At 75.6% G+C, this 15,570-nt stretch carries 14 protein-coding genes; 2 read left to right on the plus strand and 12 right to left on the minus strand.

Annotation, left to right across the window (positions count from 1 at the left end; genetic code table 11):
- Positions 1 to 108: 108 nt before the first annotated feature.
- From AB1207_RS08610 to AB1207_RS08640, 7 genes are all read right to left on the minus strand, one after another.
- Positions 109 to 618, minus strand: coding sequence for a DUF3592 domain-containing protein (locus AB1207_RS08610; RefSeq protein WP_367637622.1), 510 nt, complete (start codon positions 616 to 618; stop codon positions 109 to 111).
- A 24-nt stretch (positions 619 to 642) separates the two neighbouring features.
- Entirely contained in the window at positions 643 to 1,167 is a 525-nt protein-coding gene (rbfA, locus tag AB1207_RS08615; protein ID WP_367637623.1) for a 30S ribosome-binding factor RbfA, read from the minus strand.
- 45 nt (positions 1,168 to 1,212) lie between these two features.
- Positions 1,213 to 1,506: a DUF503 domain-containing protein gene (locus AB1207_RS08620; protein WP_367637624.1), complete on the minus strand. Its 294-nt coding sequence runs from the start codon at positions 1,504 to 1,506 to the stop codon at positions 1,213 to 1,215.
- Between the two features lie 70 nt (positions 1,507 to 1,576).
- Complete coding sequence (infB, locus tag AB1207_RS08625; protein ID WP_367637625.1) at positions 1,577 to 4,645, minus strand: translation initiation factor IF-2; 3,069 nt, start codon at positions 4,643 to 4,645, stop codon at positions 1,577 to 1,579.
- 91 nt (positions 4,646 to 4,736) lie between these two features.
- Positions 4,737 to 5,036, minus strand: coding sequence for a YlxR family protein (locus tag AB1207_RS08630; RefSeq protein WP_367637626.1), 300 nt, complete (start codon positions 5,034 to 5,036; stop codon positions 4,737 to 4,739).
- Positions 5,037 to 5,131: 95 nt separating this feature from the next.
- Positions 5,132 to 6,181 (minus strand): transcription termination factor NusA, encoded by a 1,050-nt coding sequence (nusA, locus tag AB1207_RS08635; RefSeq protein WP_367637627.1) that lies wholly within the window; start codon positions 6,179 to 6,181, stop codon positions 5,132 to 5,134.
- Positions 6,178 to 6,786: an LSm family protein gene (locus AB1207_RS08640; protein ID WP_367637628.1), complete on the minus strand. Its 609-nt coding sequence runs from the start codon at positions 6,784 to 6,786 to the stop codon at positions 6,178 to 6,180. Before AB1207_RS08640 ends, nusA begins: the two co-directional genes overlap by 4 nt.
- Before the next feature lie 187 nt (positions 6,787 to 6,973).
- Between AB1207_RS08640 and AB1207_RS08645 the strand changes: the two genes are divergently transcribed.
- Entirely contained in the window at positions 6,974 to 8,137 is a 1,164-nt protein-coding gene (locus AB1207_RS08645; protein WP_367637629.1) for a DUF4439 domain-containing protein, read from the plus strand.
- A gap of 38 nt (positions 8,138 to 8,175) precedes the next feature.
- Complete coding sequence (locus AB1207_RS08650; RefSeq protein WP_367637630.1) at positions 8,176 to 9,072, plus strand: endonuclease/exonuclease/phosphatase family protein; 897 nt, start codon at positions 8,176 to 8,178, stop codon at positions 9,070 to 9,072.
- 3 nt (positions 9,073 to 9,075) lie between these two features.
- Here the strand turns inward: AB1207_RS08650 and AB1207_RS08655 are convergent, their stop codons facing one another.
- The 5 genes from AB1207_RS08655 to AB1207_RS08675 are packed head-to-tail and all read right to left on the minus strand — an operon-like array spanning position 9,076 to position 15,534.
- Positions 9,076 to 10,620, minus strand: coding sequence for a PucR family transcriptional regulator (locus tag AB1207_RS08655; RefSeq protein WP_367637631.1), 1,545 nt, complete (start codon positions 10,618 to 10,620; stop codon positions 9,076 to 9,078).
- Entirely contained in the window at positions 10,617 to 11,693 is a 1,077-nt protein-coding gene (locus AB1207_RS08660; RefSeq protein ID WP_367637633.1) for an S-methyl thiohydantoin desulfurase domain-containing protein, read from the minus strand. Before AB1207_RS08660 ends, AB1207_RS08655 begins: the two co-directional genes overlap by 4 nt.
- 25 nt (positions 11,694 to 11,718) lie before the next feature.
- Positions 11,719 to 12,843 carry an S-methyl thiohydantoin desulfurase family protein gene (locus AB1207_RS08665; RefSeq protein WP_367637635.1) on the minus strand — a complete coding sequence of 375 codons (1,125 nt, stop codon included), beginning with the start codon at positions 12,841 to 12,843 and terminating at the stop codon, positions 11,719 to 11,721.
- A complete protein-coding gene (locus AB1207_RS08670; RefSeq protein WP_367637636.1) occupies positions 12,840 to 13,964 on the minus strand; it encodes an S-methyl thiohydantoin desulfurase family protein in 1,125 nt (374 codons plus the stop codon). The genes AB1207_RS08665 and AB1207_RS08670 overlap by 4 nt, the downstream gene beginning before the upstream one ends.
- Positions 13,957 to 15,534 carry a hydantoinase/oxoprolinase N-terminal domain-containing protein gene (locus AB1207_RS08675; RefSeq protein ID WP_367637637.1) on the minus strand — a complete coding sequence of 526 codons (1,578 nt, stop codon included), beginning with the start codon at positions 15,532 to 15,534 and terminating at the stop codon, positions 13,957 to 13,959. The genes AB1207_RS08670 and AB1207_RS08675 overlap by 8 nt, the downstream gene beginning before the upstream one ends.
- Between the last annotated feature and the right edge of the window lie 36 nt (positions 15,535 to 15,570).

The raw sequence follows: 15,570 nt of genomic DNA on the forward strand, positions 1-15,570 counted from the left end.
CGGCAGGGCGGAGGGAGTGTTCTCCACGCGGGAACGGGGCGGGAGCGGAGGGGACGGGAGGAGGGGGCAGCACGGGGAGCAGTGTGCCGTGCCGGGGACGGCGGCCCGTCAGGGGAACTGCTCGAACGCCGAGCGCGCGACGCCGAACATGACGGCGACCACGACGAGGAAGCCCACGCCGACGACCGCGACGACGACGCCCGTGGGGAAGGTGCCCAGGAGAGACCCGCCCTCGGCGCGCACGTGGGCGCGGTCGGGGTCGGCGGGGTCGTAGACGACCTGGGCGGGGCGGCCGGTGACGAAGGACTTGTTCCACACCTGCTCGCCCACGACCGTGACCTCCCGACCGGCGGCCTCGAAGCGCACGACGGGCGAGAACGTCATGCGGTGCTCGTGGTGGCTGGTGATGCGGTTGTCGACGACGGTGCCCGTCGTGGTGACCCCCTCGCTGCCCAGGCGGACGGCGTCCTGGGAGCGCCGGCGGGCCCGCACCGAGGTGCGGACACCGCCGAGCACGACCGCGACGCCGAACAGAGCCATCACCACGAAGACGACGACGAAGAACGGGGGCACGCCGCCGCCGCCACCGAGGTCGACGCCGGGGAACTGCGGATCCATGCTCCCCAGCGTGCCACCGGGACCTCAGCCGCGGGCGGCGTTCCCGTCCGCCGGGTCCGCGTCGGCGTCCCCGTCCGCGTCCGCGTCCGCGTCGGAGGCGTCGAGGTCGTCGTCCCACGCGTCGTCGTGCTCGGTGGGCTTCTTGTAGGGGTCGGCGTCGCCGGCGGGCTTGGCCCCCGCCGCCAGGGCCGCGACGCGCGCGTCCTGCTCGGCGGCCTTGGAGAGCAGGTCGGTGATCTGCTGCGCCGTCTCGGGCACCTCGTCGGCGGTGAAGGTCAGCGTCGGGGTGAGCCGGATGCCGGTGCGCTTGCCGACCTCCGAGCGGAGCACGCCCTTGGCCGACTCCAGCGCGGCCTTGGTGCCGAGCTTCTCCTCGTCGCTGCCGAAGACGGTGTAGTAGAGCGTCGCGTGCTGCAGGTCGTTCGTCACCCGGGCGTCGGTGATCGTGACGAACCCCAGACGGGGGTCCTTGACGCGCTTCTCGAGGGCGTCGGCGACGACGACCTTGATGCGGTCGGCGAGCTTGCGGGCACGGGTGGGATCCGCCACGGGGAACTCCTGCAGGGTCGGGATCGGACGTCCGGCGAGGCGTCCTCAGTCCTGCGAGGACAGGGACTGGCGCCGGGCGGAGAGGATCTGGAACTCGGGGTGCGCCGCGACGAGGCGTTCGCACCGGTCGAGCACGTCGGTGCAACGGGCGGCGTCGGCGGCCACCACGGCGACCGCGACCTCGGCCCGCCGGTGCAGGTCGAGGTGCCCGGTCTCGGCCGCGGCGACCTCGAAGGACCGGCGCAGTTCGGCGACGAGCGGTCGCACGAGGCTGCGCTTGCCCTTGAGGGAGTGGACGTCGCCGAGCAGCAGGTCGACGGTGAGCGTTGCTGTGAACATGGGGTACCTGGGGGTGACAGCCGGGGCGGGGCCTCCGCGGGGCCCCCCCCGCGCCCGGGGTGAGCCCAGATCAGCTCCGCGCCTTCTCCTGCATCTCGTACGTCTCGATGACGTCGTCGATCTGGAGGTCGTTGTACGACCCGAGGCCGATACCGCACTCGTAGCCCTCGCGGACCTCGGTGGCGTCGTCCTTGAACCGTCGCAGCGACTCGATGGTGAGGTTGTCCCCGTGCACGACACCGCGGCGCAGCACGCGCGCCTTGGTGTTGCGGCGGATGAGACCCGACCGGACGAGGCAACCGGCGATGTTGCCGAACTTCGACGAGCGGAAGATCTCGCGGACCTCCGCCGTGCCGAGCTGGACCTCTTCGTACTCGGGCTTCAGCATGCCCTTCAGGGACGCCTCGACGTCCTCGATGGCCGCGTAGATGACCGAGTAGAAGCGGATGTCGACGCCCTCGCGGTCGGCGTACTCCTTGGTCTGCTGCTCCGGGCGCACGTTGAACCCGATGATGATCGCGTTCGAGGCGACGGCGAGGTTGACGTTGTTCTTCGTCACCGCACCGACACCGCGGTCGATCACCCGCAGCTCGACCTCGTCGCCGACGTCGATCTTGTACAGCGCGTCCTCGAGGGCCTCGACCGAACCGGCGCCGTCACCCTTGAGGATGAGGTTGAGGCTCTCGACCTTGCCCTTCTGCAGCGCGGCGGTGAAGTCCTCCAGCGAGATGCGCTTGCGCGCCTTCGCCAGGGCCGCGTTGCGCTCCTGCGCCTCGCGCTTCTCCGCGATCTGCCGGGCCGTGCGGTCGTCGGGCGCCGCGAGGAACGTGTCCCCCGCACCCGGGACCGACGTCAGGCCCAGGACCTGCACCGGACGCGACGGGGTGGCCTCCTCGACCGTGTCCCCGTTCTCGTCGATCATCGCGCGGACGCGGCCGTAGCCGGTGCCCGCGACGATCGCGTCGCCGACGCGCAGCGTCCCGGACTGCACCAGGACGGTGGCGACCGGACCGCGGCCCTTGTCGAGGTTGCCCTCGATGGCCACACCGCGAGCGTCCTTGTCCGGGTTCGCCCGCAGGTCCAGCGAGGCGTCGGCGGTGAGCAGGACGGCCTCGAGGAGGTCGTCCAGGCCCATGCCCTGCTTCGCGGACACGTTGACGAACATCGTGTCGCCGCCGTACTCCTCGGCCACCAGGTTGTACTCGGTGAGCTGCTGCCGGACCTTGTCCGGGTTCGCGCCCTCCTTGTCGACCTTGTTGACCGCGACGACGATCGGGACGTCGGCCGCCTGGGCGTGGTTGAGCGCCTCGATGGTCTGGGGCATCACACCGTCGTCGGCCGCCACCACGAGGATCGCGATGTCGGTGACCTTGGCACCACGGGCACGCATGGCCGTGAAGGCCTCGTGACCCGGGGTGTCGATGAAGGTGATCGGCCGGTCGAAGCCCTCGTGCTCCTTGACGACCTGGTAGGCGCCGATGTGCTGGGTGATGCCACCGGCCTCCTTCGCCACGACGTCGGTGGACCGGATGGCGTCCAGGAGCTTGGTCTTCCCGTGGTCGACGTGACCCATGACGGTGACGACCGGAGGACGCGCCTCGAGCTCCTCGTCGCCCTCGGCCTCGAGTTCGGCGTCGAGGTCGATGGAGAAGCCCGCGAGCAGCTCGCGCTCCTCGTCCTCGGGCGAGACGACCTCGATGACGTAGCCGAGCTCCTGGCCGAGCACCTGGAAGGTGTCCTCGTCCAGCGACGCGGTCGCGGTGACCATCTCCCCCAGGTGGAAGAGGATCGTCACCAGCGCCGCGGGGTCGGCGTCGATGCGCTCGGCGAAGTCGCTGACCGAGGCGCCGCGGCGGATGCGGATGACGGTCGTGCCGTCACCGCGCCGGACCGAGACACCGCCGACCGACGGCGCCGCCATCGCCTCGAACTCCTGGCGCTTGGCGCGCTTGGACTTGCGGCCCTTGGCCGGCTTGCCGCCGGCGCGACCGAACGCACCCTGGGTGCCGCCGCGGTTGCCCGGACGACCACCACCACCGGGACGACCGGCGAAACCGCCGCCGCCACCGGGACCACCGGGACGGCCGGCGTACCCGCCGCCGCCACCACGGCCACCACCGGGGCCACCGCGGCCCGGAGCACCGGGACGACCGGCACCCGCACCCGGACGGCCGACCGTCGGGCGCGCCGGCATCATGCCGGGGTTCGGGCGCGGACCACCGGGACGCGGACCACCGGGGCCGGGCGCACCGCCGGGACGGGGACCGCCCTGCGGACGCGGCATGCCCTGGTTGGCCGCAAAGGGGTTGTTGCCCGGACGGGGGCCACCCTGCGGGCGCGGCATGCCCTGGCTCGTCGCGAACGGGTTGTTGCCCGGACGCGGCGCACCGCCACCGGGACGGGGCGCGCCACCGGGAGCACCGGCGCCGCCGGGACGGCCCTGGCGGTCGCCCTGCGGACGGTCGCCGCGGGGACGGTCGCCGCCGGGACGCTCGGGACGGTCACCGCGGTCCGGACGCGGACCGCGCGCACCCGGGCCACCGGGACCACCCTGACCGGGACCACCCGGACGGGCACCGGGACCACCGGGGCCGGGACGGGCACCCGGACGCGGACCCTGGCCGGGACCACCGGAGGCCGGGGGCGTGGACGGACGGGCACCCGGGGTCGGGCGCTGTCCGGGCGTCGCCGGCCGCTGGGCGGCGGGACGCTCGGCGGGAGCGCTCGGGGGGGCCTGGAACGCCGGGCCGGACGCCGCCGCGGGTGCGGGGGCGGCCGGGGCCGACGGGGCGGGAGCCGCAGCCGGCGCGGGGGCCGACGGGGCGGGAGCACCGGCCGACGGCTCCGGGCGCGTGGGCGCCGGAGCAGGGGCCGGGGTCGCCGACGGACGCGGCGACGGAGCGGGGCCCGGACGGGCACCGCTCGGAACGCGCGGACCCGGCTTCGCCGCCGGACCCGGTCGGGCGGCGCTGGCGCCACCCTCGGTGGGGAACTTGTCCTTCAGCCGCCGGATGACCGGCGGTTCGACGGTCGAGCTCGCGGAACGCACGAACTCGCCCATCTCCTTGAGCGTGGCCAGCACGACCTTGCTCTCGACTCCGAACTCCTTGGCGAGCTCGTAGACCCGGACCTTCGCCACATCTCTCCTGTCTCGGTCCGGGCTCGTCTCTACCGGGCGCGGACCGTCATCAGTCGGGGGGATTCATCGCTGGAGACTCATCGGGTGCTCATCAGCTGTTCGACCCGCTCTCATCGGTGGTGGTGGACACGACGGCCTCGTGCGGGCACGAGTCCAGGAAGGACCGTACTCCCGAGGTGTCGAGGGGAGCCGTGCGGCGCAGCGCCCGGGACCAGGCCCGGCGCTTGTCCGCCAGCTCTAGGCACGCGGTGCTCTGGTGCAACCACGCGCCCCTGCCCGGGAGACACCGACGCACGTCGACGAGGAGGACTCCCGCCTCGTCCGGTGCGACGACGACTCTCAGCAGCGACGACCGTTCGCCCCGGCGGCGGCACCCGACGCACGTGCGCACCGGGCGAGCCGGGAGGCGCAGGGCGTGGTCGGACCGCCGGTCGGTGGGACCGGTCGCAGGCAGTGTAACGATGGGGAGAGTCTAGCCCTTCCCGCTCAGGCGCCGCCCGCCCGCTCACCGGCCCGGGTCTCGTCCCGGTCGGCGTCCCGGTCGGCGTCCCGGTCCTCGTCCTGGGTGTCGGGCCGGATGTCGATGCGCCAGCCCGTGAGCTTGGCCGCCAGGCGGGCGTTCTGGCCCTCCTTGCCGATGGCCAGGGACAGCTGGTAGTCCGGCACGACGACGCGGGCCGAGCGCGCGGCGAGGTCGACGACCTCCACCGACGTCACCCGCGCCGGCGACAGCGCGTTGGCCACGAAGCGGGCCGGGTCCTCGCTGAAGTCGACGATGTCGATCTTCTCCCCGCGCAGCTCCGACATCACCGCGCGCACCCGCGAGCCCATCGGGCCGATGCAGGCGCCCTTGGCGTTGATCCCCGGCCGCGTGGCGTGCACGGCCATCTTCGAGCGGTGGCCGGCCTCGCGGGACAGCGCCGTGATCTTCACGGTCCCGTCGGCGATCTCGGGCACCTCGAGCGCGAAGAGCTTGCGCACGAGCTGGGGGTGGGACCGGCTGAGGACGACCTGCGGGCCCTTCGGCCCCTTCTTGACGCTCACGACGAAGCAGCGCAGGCGGGAGCCGTGCTCGTACTTCTCCCCCGGCACCTGCTCGGCCGGCGGCAGGACGCCCTCGAGGGTGCCGAGGTCGACCTGGACGATGCGCGGGTCGCGGCCCTGCTGCACGACACCGGAGACGATCTCCCCCTCGGTGCCGGCGAACTCGCCGAGCACGGCGTCGTCCTCGGCGTCGCGCAGGCGCTGGAGGATGACCTGGCGGGCTGTCGTCGCCGCGATCCGGCCGAAGCCGCTCGGCGTGTCGTCGAACTCGCCGACCACGGTGCCCTCGTCGTCGCGCTCCTTGGCCAGCACGCGCACCTCACCGCTGCTGCGGTCGAGCTCGATCCGCGCGTCGGGGTGGGCCTTGTGGTCGGCGTGCTCGGTGCGGTGGTAGGCCACGAGCAGCGCCTGCTCGATCGCCCGCACGAGCGTCTCGAAGGGGATCTCGCGGTCCCGCTCCAGCATCCGCAGCGCGGCCATGTCGATGTTCACTGCTCGTCCTCGGTCTCGTCGTCAGCGTCCAGGTCGTCCGCGTCGTCCGCGTCGTCCAGGTCGTCCAGGTCGTCCAGGTCGTCCGCGCGGCGGAACTCCACCTGCACCTCACCGCGGACCAGGTCGGCCCAGGGCAGGTCGTGCGGGGCGCCCACGTCCTTGGCCCGCGGCGGACGGCCCTTGACCATCTGCGGCTCGCCCGTCCCGTGCACGCCCTCGTCGTCGACGGACACGACGCGCAGCAGCAGGGAGGAGGAGTCGGCCAGGACGGCCCGCACGAGGCGGCCGCGGGCGCGGGCCCAGTGCCGCCGCGTGGTCAGGGGCCGGTCGACGCCGGGCGAGGTCACCTCGAGCGTGTAGGGCGCCTGCCCCAGCACGTCGGCGTCGTCGAGCGCCTGCGAGACGGCCGTCGAGGCCACCGCGACGGCGTCGAGGTCGATGTCGCCGGGTTCGTCACCGGCGCCGTCGACGACCACCCGCACGACGTGGCGGCGGCCGGCGCTGCTGACGTCGACGTCGTCCAGCACGAGGGAGTCACCCACCTCGGAGCCGGGGGCGAAGACGGGAGCCAGCGCCCTCCGGACGGTCTCCTCCAGCGTCGACACGACCGCCCCTCCCTGCTCTCGAGTTGTCCTGACGGCCGCACCGGATCCCGGCGCGGGCACGACGGGACAGCTTAGACGCTGCGGCGCCCCGCTCCCGCCGCTCTCCGCCGTCCGGGGTGGACCGTCCGGGCGGCCCTCCGGGGTGCCGCCGTCCGGGACGTCCCCCCACCTGGCACGATCGTCGACCGTGCCACCCGTCCCGCCGTCCGTCCGGTCCACCGGTCGGGAGACCTCGGTCCGCCGACCCTCGCGCCGCGCGCTGCTGGGGACCCTGGCGCTGGCCGCGGCAGCACCGGCGCTGGCCGGCTGCGGGGTCCGCTGGGTCGTCGGCGACGAGCCGACCCCGACGGCCGAACGCGGCCCGGACGACGTGGCCCGCGAGGCCGCGGTCGACGACACCCTGACCCTCCTGACCGTCCTGGACACCGCCGCCGGCGGACCGGCGCCCCTGCAGGCCGTCGCGGCGCAGGCCGCGCAGGTGTGCCGCGCCCACCTCACCGCCCTCGGCGCGCCCGCGCTCGCCACCTCGGCGGGCGCCGCGACCCCGAGCGGCACGACCCCGGACGCCCAGGTCGTCGCCGACCGGCTGACGCAGGCGTCGACCGCGGCGGTGACCGAGCTCGCGCCCGCCCAGGGCCGGGGGCCGGGGCCCGACACGGCCCGCTTGCTCGTCGCGGTCGCCGCCTCGCGCGCCGTGCTGGCCGACGCGGTCGCCGTGGTGACGGGGGCCGTCGTGCGGCCCGCTCAGGACACCACCGCGGCGGAGGACGCCGCGCCCGGGACCGCCACCGCGGAGCCGACCTCCGCCGCCCCGACGGGCACCGCGGCGACCCCCTCCCCGACGGGCCCCTCCCCCACGGGCACCGCCGCCACGACCCGCGTCCGCGCCCTGCAGGCCGCCCTCGCCGGTGAGCACGCGGCCGTCTACGCCTACGCCCTCGTCGCCGGACGCCTCGCGGCACCGCGCCGGGACGAGGCGCTCGCGGACCTGGACGCCCACCGCGTCGCCCGCGACGACCTCGTCGACGAGCTGACCGCCGTGGGCGCCACCCCCGTCGAGGCGGCCGCCGGGTACGACGTCGCGGCCCCCACCGCCGCGGCCGCGACCGCGCTGGCGGCCGCCGTCGAGGAGCGCGTCACCGCCCTGCGCGCCGACGTCGTCGCCGGCGCGGGCACCGGACGCGCCGAGGCCGCCGCGACGGTGCTCACCGCGGCGCGGGCCGCGCGCCGGTGGGGTTCGACGGTCCTGGCGTTCCCCGGCCTGCCGTGGCTGGGGGAGGACGGTCGGGCCGTCCCGGGAGCCGCCACCGCCCCGTCCACCGACGGCCCGTCCACCGCGTCGACCCCCTGAGCCCGGCCCCGGGGAGCGGCTGGGAGACTGCGCCCGAGATGAGCAGCGCACCCCCGCCCCCGCCGGCCGACCGGCGCCCGCGCGCAGCCGACGCGCCGTTGCGGATCATGACGTGGAACGTCTGGTGGCGCTTCGGCGACTGGCGCGCCCGCCGGGAGGCGATCCTCGCGGTCCTGCAGGACGAGCAGCCCGACGTCGTGGGGCTGCAGGAGGTCTGGGCCGACGACGACGAGAACCTCGCCGAGTGGCTCGCCGAGCGGCTCGGGATGCACGCGGCCTGGTCCCCCTCCCCCGCCCCCGAGCGCTGGCGGCGTCGGCTGGCCCGGCACGGGGACCCCTCGGCGGACTCCCTGCAGTTCGGCAACGCCGTGATCAGCCGCTGGCCGTTCCTCTCGACCGATGTCCTCGAGCTGCCCGCGGGCGGGCACGAGGACGAGGGCCGCACGGCGCTGCAGGTGCTCGTCGACGCGCCGCGACGGCCGCTGCCGTTCACGACGACGCACCTGAACTCCTCCCCGGCCGAGTCCGCGGTCCGGGTCGCCCAGGTGCGCGAGCTCGTGCCGTTCGTGGCGCGCACGCGCGTCAAGGGTGAGCACTACCCGCCCGTCCTGACGGGCGACTTCAACGCCGTCGCGGAGTCCGACGAGCTGCGGCTGTGCCAGGGCTACCTGACGGCGGGCCCGGTGCCCGGGTTCGTCCTCGTCGACTCCTGGCGCTTCGCCGACCCGGCCCACCCCGGGGTCACCTGGGACCGGCGCAACCCGTTCGTCGCGCGCATCCACCAGCCCGACGCGCGGATCGACCACGTGCTGGTCGGCCTGGCGCCCTTCACCGGCGAGGGCTCGGTGCGCGACGTGCGGCGCGTGGCCGTCGACCCCGTCGACGGGGTGTGGGCCAGCGACCACACCGCGGTCCTGGTCGACCTGGAGCCCTGAGCCTCACCCGCCCTGGACGGCGCGGCACGCCAGGTGCAGCGCGAGCCGCTGGTCGCGGTCGGTGAGGTCGACCTCGAGGAGCTGCTGCACGCGCGCGACCCGGGCGGCGACCGTGTTCCGGTGCACGCCGAGGACCGCGGCCGTCTGGACGAGCGAGCTCTCCTGGTCCAGGTAGGCGGCCAGGGTCGTCACGAGGTCCGAGCCGGGCGGCCCGAGCGGTTCCAGGAGGCTGCGCGCGGCGGGCGGGAACGTGCCCGTTCGGGTCCACGCCAGGAGCGTCTGCGCGACGCCGAGCTGGTCGACGTGCAGGAAGCAACCCTGCTCGGTGCGGCCGGCGGCCAGGCCGGCCGCGTCGGTGGCCTCGGCCAGCGAGCGGGCGATGCCGCCGGGGCCGCCGTGGGGGCGGCCGACCCCCGTCCAGCTGCGCAGGTGCCGCCGCAGCGCCCGGTGCACCTGCCGCAGGTCCTCGGCCAGCTCGCGGACCGTCTCGGCGGCCGGGGGTCTCGGCAGGGTGATCCAGGCGCTCCACCCGTCGCCGTGCTCGACGACGACGGGGGCCAGCCCGCCGTCGGCGAAGGCGGCGGCCACCTCGTCGCGCGAACCGGCGGTGTCCGTCGTGGCGGGGGCCCCGATCCGGACGCCGACGTGCCAGCCGTCCAGCGCCCACCCGGCGGCGGCCGCGCGGCGGCGCAGCTCGGCGTCGGGGCCGTCGCCGCCCGCGAGCACGTCCGTCAGCAGCGACGCCCGGGCCCGGGCGTCGCGTTCGAGGCCGAGGCGGTCCACGCCCAGCCGGGCGGCCACCGTCGCCGCGGCGACGGCCAGGCAGTCGGCGACGGCCTCGACGTCGGCCCACCCGGGCGCGGCGGCGACGAACCAGCGCTGCGCCGCGCGGACCCCGGGGAGCAGGACGGGGTGCGCGAGCAGCGTCCCGCCCCCGTCGCCCGCCGGCAGGACCGTGCGCTGCGGGACGGGCTCCCCGCTGCGCAGTGCGGCCGTGGGCACGGGGTCGCTGCCCCGGTGCAGGACGGCGCCGCGGCCGTCGAGGAAGGCCACCGGCAGGTCGAGCGTGCGCTGCAGCAGGCGCACGAACCCGGCGCCGTCCTGGGCCGACGCGCCTGCGGCGCCCGACACCGCGCGCACGGCCCGCGCTCGCGCGACCTCCGGGGCGGCGAGCGCGACGGCCGCCTCCAGCGCCCGCTGCAGCACGGGCTCGTCGGCGACGAGCAGCGCCAGGCCCAGGCGCGAGCACAGGAGCCGGGTCGCCCCCGTGGGTTCGGCGGCCGCCGGCAGCAGGACGGCGACGACCCCGGCGTCGGCCGCCCGGCGCAGCTGCGCCTCGAGCCGCCACGCGTCGGCCGCGCCGGCGCCGACCGCCCCGGTCAGGCAGAGCAGCGTGCCCGGTCCCGCGCCGGGCACCACGGTCGCGCCGCCCCCGTCGCCGAGGACCACGTCGCCGGGCGGCGGGCCGTCCAGCGGCCCGGCCACGTGCCGCACGGCCCCGCGCCAGCCCGGCAGGTGCAGCAGCGCGGCCAGGTCGGGGGTGCTCACGCGGGGACCCCCGGGAGGACGGGGTCGACGTCGTAGCCGAAGGCGCGCGGGCCGACGGCGTCGAGCCGGGCGGGCTCGTGCCAGAACCGCGGGGCGTCGAGCCGCAGCACGACGACGTCGTCCCCCCGGCGGACGCGGTCGCAGGACACCGGCCGCGCGGCGCGCCGGTCCAGGACGGCGAGGACGTCGGGCGTCGTGGCGACGACGTCGCCGTCGGCGAGGGCGAGCAGGTACTCGTTCTCCATCTCCAGGCGCAGCAACGCGCTCGTGGCGCGGTCGCGCACGACGAGGCTGCCGCGCCCGAACCCGCCCTCCCCCGCGCCGCGGTGGCGCACCACCTCCAGGACGCGTCCGGCGGCGAGCACCTGCCCGCCCGCGGCCGCGGCCACGGCGGCCGGGCCGGGCGCGTCGGGCAGGGCCAGGAGGCGGCGGCCCACCTCGAGCAGGCGTCGCGTCGTCCCGGCGAGCGCGTGGCGGCGCAGCTCGGCCAGGGGCCGGGGGCCGACCGCGATCGCGGCCCAGCCACCCCCGCCGGCCAGCACGCTGCGCACGCTCCGCTCGGTCGTCACGGCGTCCCCGCCGTCGACGACGACGACCTGACCACCGGGCAGGGCCAGGGCCAGCGGGGTGATGTCGGACCCCGCGACGGCGAGGGAGAACTGGTCCAGCCGGGGCAGGGCGCGGCCGCACAGGTCGAGGTCGACGACGGGCAGCGGGGACCCGGCGGCGGACAGCGCCGTGACGAGGGCCGTCGCGGCGTTGAGCCCGGCGGCCTCGACGCTCGCCACCGCCCCGGCCCGCACCCCCGTCCAGCGCTGGACGGCGTCCAGGGCGCGGGTGAACTCCCCGCCGCCCGGCAGCTGCTCGGTGAACACGACGGTCGCGCCGACCATGCCGACGGCGGAGACGAGCAGGCCCGGGTCGGACGCCTCGGGGTCGAGCAGGTCCACCGACCCGCCCCGCAGCAGCCGGGAGACGAGGATCCCGCCGGCCCGGGCGTCACCGCCGCCGCCGGAACCCAGCACCTCGGCCCCGCGCACGAGGGCCGGGACGTCGGCGGCGGTGAGCTCCACGGCGGCGATCCTGCCGCACCCGCGGTCAGGCAGGTGCGAGCGAGGGTCCCGGCACGAGCTGCTCGACGGGCGTGAAGTCGCGGTCCACCCCGAACGCGCGGGGCCCGAACACCGCGAGGGCCTCGGGGGTGCGCATGATCGGCGGCGTCGAGATGGCGACGACGACGACCCGCTGGCCCCAGCGCATCCCCTCGGTCGTGATGGGTTCGCCCGTCTGCTCGTCCAGGACGCAGATGAGGTCGGGCACGACGCAGACGACTTCGCCGTCCAGGACGGCGACCAGGTGCTCGTTCTGGAACGACAGGCGCAGGTGCGAGCCGTCGTGGCCGCGCAGGTCGGCGTGCCCCCGCGCGAAACCCCCCGTCGTGCGGCGTTCGACGTCGCCCACCTTGCCCGTGAACAACGTCCGGACGTTCTCGTAGACGGTCGTGGCGAAGAACTCGGTGAGGGCGTCGACGGGGTCGCTGTGGCTCTCGCGGGCCTCCCGGATCGCGCGGCCCGCGCCGAGGGACATCGACATGGTGTGCGGGATCGCCGTGCGGCGGACGTCCGCACCCGTCATCGAGTACTCGGCGATGAGGGCCGCGCCCCCGAACTGGATCGCGATGGCGCGCGAGCAGCGTTCCATGCGGACGTCGTCGGCTCCGGTGTCGATGAGCACGGTCTCCTCGCGGTCGCTCGCGACGACCATGGGGGAACCGGAGACGCCGTAGACGCTGAACGTCTCCATCTGCAGTTCGGGGAACGCCCGGCCCATCCCGTCGGCGTCGACGACGGGCAGCCCGGTCCGCGCACCGACGAGCAGCGGCATCATCGAGTTGATGCCTCCGCACTCGATGGGCATGGTCGCCTCGGCGCGGCGGCCGAGGTGGGCCTCGAGCCGGCGCAGCGCGACGACGGCCTCGGTGCCGCGCGGGATCTTCTCGACCATCACCGTGGGCGCGCCCATCATGGCCGTCGGGACGACGAACGCCTCGTCGGGCAGTTCGGACTCCGCCTGCGGGTCCAGGACGGTGATGGGCCCGTTCTCGCGGATCGCCTGCTGGACGAGCAACCGGCCGATGTAGGGGTCACCGCCACCGCCGGTGCCGAGGAGCGCGGCACCGCGGGCCAGGTCGGGCAGGAGGGTCTCGTCGAGGATCCAGCTCACGGGTGGGCCTCCGTCGGGGTGGGGACGTCGTGGGGGGTGGCGCGGACGGGGTCGCTCTCGTAGCCGAACACGCGCGGTCCGGCGAGGGCGAGCCCGGCGGGGCTGTGCCAGCGTTCGTCGCACGGCGCGGCGAGGACGGTGATGCGGTGGCCGAACCGCAACCCCTCGGTGCGCACGGCCTCCCCGGTCTGGGTGTCGAGCGCGCAGATGAGGTCGGGCACGGTCGAGACGGTCCGGCCGTCGCGGACGGCGACGAGGAACTCGTTCTGGAACTCCAGCAGCAGTTCGGACCCCGCGTCGGTCCCGGTGCCGTCCAGCCGCGCCTCGCCGCGGGCGAAACCCGTCGTGGTCCGGCGGGCGACGTCGGTGACCTTGCCGGTGAACAGGACGGTGCCGCCGAGCAGGTCGGCGACGGCACCCGCGGGGTCACCGCTGGTCCGGGCCGCGGTGAGGGTCCGGCCGATCCGGGCGGCCAGCGACAGGGTCCCCGGGACGAGCGCCCGGCGGGCCTGGGCGCCGGTCATCCAGTAGTTGCTGATCATCGCCGAACAGCCCATGTCGATCGTCACCGACCGCGCGAACCGCTCGGCCCACCGGTTGTCGACGGTGTCCAGGACGCCGGAGTTCCCCTTCTCGTCGACGATGGACATGGGGGTCCCGCGGATGCCGTAGACGGTGGGCAGCACCATCTGCAGTTCCGGGAACGCCCGGCCCATGCCGTCGGCGTCGAGCAGGGGCAGACCGAGTTCGGCGGCCCCGACGAACGGGATGAGGGAGTTCACGCCGCCGGCCTCGATGCAGGCCAGGTGGGTGACCTCCAACCCGAGGTGGTCGGTGAGGACGCGGATCGCGCGGCCGACCTGGTCGGCCGAGGGCAGCTTCTCCACCATGACGGTCGGCGCGCCCATCATCGCCACCGGCAGGACGACGGCGTCGTCCGGCAGGTCCTCCAGGGGTGCGAGGTCGACGGGCCCGTGCGCCCGCATCGCGGCCCCGGCCAGCAGCCCGCCGATGTGCGGGTCGCCGCCGCCGCCGGTGCCCAGGACCGCTGCGCCCCGGCCGATGTCGGCGAGGTCCGCCACCCCGACCCGGGTCCGCAGGGACGTGGCTGCCTCAGGCATGCACGGCCTCCCGGCGGGCGGGGGCGAGCTGCAGGTCCCCGACGGCCTTGACGCGGATGCGCGTCGCGCCACCGGGCAGGTAGGGCAACGGCACCTCGTCGACCTCGAGCACCTCGACCGTGCCGGGGTCCGCGCCCGCGGCGACGGCGCGTTCGGCGGCCTCGGCGCGGGCGGTGTCGAGCACCTCGGTGCGCTTGCCGGGTTCGATGGAGAACACGCGGTCGACCTCGCCGCCGACCTGGGCGATGGCGGCGCCGATGGCGTTGGCCACGGCGAAGTTCTCCGGGCGCAGGACCTCGCCGGCTCCGGCGAGGCGGTCCGGCAGCAGCACCGACCCGCCGCCCACGGCCACGACGGGCAACGGCTGCGCCGAGGTGCGCATGCGGTCCACGGCGTCGGCCACGTCGACCGCGATCCGCTCCAGCGCCGCGCGGACGAACGCGGGGTCGAGGTGGGCGACGCGGGAGGCGTCGCCGATGTCCGCACGGCCCGCCGCGACGGCGATGTCCGTCGCCGTCAGCGTCGACCCGCCGAAGACGAGCGCCTCCTCGACGAGCCGGAAACCCACCGACTCCGGCCCGACGCGCACGGCGGAACCCTCACCGCGCACGAGGGAACCACCGCCGATGCCGATGGAGAGCACGTCCGGCATCCGGAAGTTCGTGCGGATCCCCGCGACGCTGACCTCGGTCGTGGCCTCGCGCGGGAAACCTCGCTGCAGGACACCGACGTCGGAGGTGGTGCCGCCGACGTCGACGACCGCGCAGGTGTGGACGCCGGACAGGACCGCCGCCCCGCGCATGGAGTTCGTCGGCCCCGAGGCGAACGTCGAGACCGGGTAGCGGCGGGCGTGCTCGACGTCCAGCAGGGTGCCGTCGTTGCTGCTGAGGTAGATCGGGGCGTCGATGCCGGCCCCGGCCACCGAGGCCCGCAACCCGTCGACGATGCCGCCGGCCAGTTCCCGCAGCGCCGCGTTGACGACCGTCGCGTTCTCCCGCTCCAGCAACCCGATGCGGCCGATCTCGTGCGACAGCGAGATGGCGACGTGGGGCAGTTCGGCGGCCAGCACCTCGGCGGCGCGCAGCTCGAACTCGGTGTTGACGGGCGAGAACACCGACGTGATGGCCACGCTGCGGACCCCGTGGGCCGCCATGTCCGCGGCGTGGCGGCGCAGTTCGTCCTCGTCGAGCGCGGAGATCGTCCGGCCGTCGAACTCGTGCCCGCCGTGGGCGAGGTAGGCGCGCCCGGAGACGGCCTGCACGAGGCGTTCGGGCCAGTCGACCATCGGCGGCAGCGAGGCCGTCGCCGGCAGCCCCAGGCGCAGGGCCGCGGTGGGGGCGAGCCGTCGGGCCTCGACGAGGGCGTTGATGAAGTGCGTCGTGCCGATCATCACGGCCCGCACCCCGGCCGGGTCGAACGCCCGGCGGTCCTGCAGACCCGACAGGGCCGCGACGATCCCGCCGGAGACGTCGGCGCTCGTGGAGCACTTGACGGCGGCCAGGACGGACCCGTCGTCGTCGAGCAGGACCGCGTCCGTGTTGGTGCCGCCGACGTCGATGCCGATGCGCATGGGGTTTCCTCTCGGGTGGTGCGGGCGGTCGGACGG

It is taken from the genome of Kineococcus endophyticus (assembly GCF_040796495.1).
Taxonomy (GTDB): Bacteria; Actinomycetota; Actinomycetes; order Actinomycetales; family Kineococcaceae; genus Kineococcus; species Kineococcus endophyticus.

Coding starts and splice junctions, on each gene's coding strand:
- AB1207_RS08610 (WP_367637622.1), bottom strand. CDS start 618: ATGGATCCGCAGTTCCCCGGCGTCGACCTCGGTGGCGGCGGCGGCGTG.
- AB1207_RS08620 (WP_367637624.1), bottom strand. CDS start 1,506: ATGTTCACAGCAACGCTCACCGTCGACCTGCTGCTCGGCGACGTCCAC.
- AB1207_RS08650 (WP_367637630.1), top strand. CDS start 8,176: ATGAGCAGCGCACCCCCGCCCCCGCCGGCCGACCGGCGCCCGCGCGCA.
- AB1207_RS08670 (WP_367637636.1), bottom strand. CDS start 13,964: ATGCCTGAGGCAGCCACGTCCCTGCGGACCCGGGTCGGGGTGGCGGAC.
- AB1207_RS08675 (WP_367637637.1), bottom strand. CDS start 15,534: ATGCGCATCGGCATCGACGTCGGCGGCACCAACACGGACGCGGTCCTG.